This is a genomic window from Pseudactinotalea sp. (genome assembly GCF_048594945.1).
GTDB lineage: Bacteria > Actinomycetota > Actinomycetes > Actinomycetales > Beutenbergiaceae > Pseudactinotalea.
This window is the reverse complement of sequence record NZ_JBMDXJ010000224.1, coordinates 1-2,610: the sequence shown is the minus strand read 5'-3', so window position 1 is coordinate 2,610 and position 2,610 is coordinate 1. Positions and strand designations below refer to the sequence as shown.

The 2,610-nt window shown below is 71.0% G+C and carries 2 protein-coding genes; one reads left to right on the top strand and one right to left on the bottom strand.

The features are described 5' to 3' along the window. Positions 1–2,243: hypothetical protein (locus ACOJSN_RS09695; protein ID WP_420112289.1), on the top strand; the 2,243-nt coding region annotated here is incomplete at its 5' end. 41 nt (positions 2,244–2,284) lie between these two features. Here the strand turns inward: ACOJSN_RS09695 and ACOJSN_RS09690 are convergent. Next, a partial coding sequence (locus ACOJSN_RS09690) for a hypothetical protein (protein WP_420112288.1) occupies positions 2,285–2,610 on the bottom strand: 326 nt, incomplete at its 5' end.

The following is a 2,610-nucleotide window of genomic DNA, read 5'->3' as shown; positions in this document are numbered from 1 at the left end:
AGATTGGCCTCCGGGACAATCCGACGACCGACGCCGTCGAAGTGGATGCCGCGGGAGCAGCGAGGACCCCGGACCCAGGAGGCGCCGCCGCAGGTCCTGCAGCCCCGGACAGTGCTGCGGTTGCCACGGGGTCGGTGGACGTCGACGCCGCTACCGCTCCCGACGCGACCGCTGACGGTGTGGCTCATGAGCACGACTCCTCCGAGTCCGCCGAGCCGGCATCGGAGGAAGCAGCGTGCGGCGACGCTGACCCGGGTGAACCTCCACCCGGCTGGGAGGACAGCTGCCGCTCCTGGGTCGACGATGTCCCCGCCACCGAGATGGGTCCGGTCGCCTGGTTCGACGTGCTGGCCCCGTCCTCACACCTGATGGCCGAGCTGGAGAAGCTGCCAGCGGACCTCGTGGACGACGACTACGACAGCGTCGAGATCGTCGCACACTGGGCACGACTGAGCGCCTATTGCGCTGCCAAGCAGCGCGAAGCGGCCGCTGCCCTGGCGCGTCGCGAGTTGATGGCAGGCGGACTGGCGAACCTGGAGCATCTCGACATCACGGTCAGCCAGCCGAACATCGCCGGCGACGAGCTCGCGATTCGGCTCGGCATCGGCAAGCGCGCGGCGGCGGGGCTGATGAAGGCCGGCCAGGCGATGGCCGGAATCGCCATCCCCACAGCCGACGCATTGGCAGCCGGCGAGATCGACGCCGTCAAGGCCGACATCAGTGCGCTGGGTCTGGACGGACTCAGCCCGGACGCTGCCCTCGAAGTCCAGGACCTGGTCCTGTCGAAGGCTGGCCACCTGCCCTCGGGATCGGTGCGCCGCGAGCTCGCAGCCGCGCGCGCGAAGGTCGAACCGAGCCGCTTCGAAGAGCGCTGCGCGCAGGCAGCGAAGGCGCGTCGCTTCGACCGGCCTCGCGTACTCCCCGATGGGATGGCGAGCATCTACGCGATCATGCCCGCCGTCGGCGCGAACCAGATCTACCGCGCCGCAGATGCGGCGGCCCGCTCCTCCAAGTCAGCCGGCGACGAGCGCACCCTGGATCAGCTGCGCGCCGACGCGCTCGCCCTGATGGGAACGGCCGCCATCGACTCCGGCTGGATCGGCAGCCCACCTGAGCACAGCGGCAACGGCGACCACGCTCGTCCGGAGCCGCGTACCGGCGAGGAACCGGCACAGCGACACGGCGCGGACCCCGGGCGCACGCTGTCGAGCGCGGGACACGGCTCCGATCGCACGGCGCCGCCGCCACCCGCTCCGATCAGCGGGCCTGCGCCGCTCCCGGTCGCTGACAGGCCGCCCGACGGCGTACCACGCTTCTCCGGCGACCCAGCGCCCGCACTCACGCCGTCCGGCTATCCAGCCGAGCCCAGCCGCCCCGATCCGCCCGACCCGCGAACACAGCGGACGGCACGTGCCGACAGGCTGTCGCGAGACACCGCCCCGCCGGACAGCGCCGCGCCGCGCAGTAGCCCGCCGAACAGCGACCCGACGGGTATTGCCCCAATGCACAGTCATCCGATGGCGAATCACCCGCCGCACACCGCCCCACCGCACAGCGGCCCGCCGGGCAGCGTCGTGGATGCTGGGAGCGCGGCGGGCACCGCCCCGGTGGGCATGGATCCACAGGACGCGGCTACATGGACGGCGGCGGGCGCGGGTGTCTGCCCGACGCCCCACGTCGGCATGCGAGTCGGACAGATAGGCGGGAAGTCGGCGCACATCCGCGTCGTGGTTCCGCTGACCAGCCTGATCGATTCCAACGACCCCGCGCACCTCGAGGGCTATGGCCCGATCCCGGCCTCGACTGCCCGTGCCCTGGCAGCAGGTGGACCCTGGGCACGGATGGTCACCGACCCGGTCGACCGGAGCGTGATCGAGCTCACCACCGACAAGTACGAGCCGCCCGCTGCGATGGCAGCGCTGGTGCGCGCCGCACGGCCCGAGTGCGCCAGTCCGGTCTGCTCAGTCCCCTCCGACAGCTGCGACCTCCACCATCGGGTGCCTTGGCCTGCCGGCGCCACCAGCGCGCGCCAGCTCGACCCCGGGTGCCGACGCGACCACCTGCTCGTGACCCATGCGGGCTGGAGCTACGACCTCCACCTGGATGGCAGTCATACCTGGACCACGCCCACGGGCCACGTCTACATCGAGGATTCGGATGGCCGCCTCACCATTCTGGTGCGTGACCCCATCACGCCGGTGCGACGCTGGCTCCCCACCGAGAACGACCTCCCGCCGTTCTAGGTGTGGAAGTCAAGGGAGCCGCCGCCGAGCGGCCGACGTCCTCAGTCCCAGGTCACGGGCAGGTCAGGATCGGTCATCACCACCGATGGCGAGCTGAGGCTGGGCGCGAACAGGATCGTGCAGGTTCCGGACTCATCGCCCTGGGTGCACTCGGCTTCCACGTCGACCGCCCCGATGTAGCCAGCGCTGGCGATCGTCGGATCTGAGTAGTCGATCATCGGCTCCAGCGACTCCAGAGCTTCCTGGGCGTCGTCGGTCAGCGTGCGCTCGAGCGTGCCGTCGTCCAGCTCGGTCCCTTCGTCCAGCTCGGCCGGAATGGTGAGCCCGCAGCCGGTCTCGAGCGCGTTCGACGAGACGCACTCCTCCA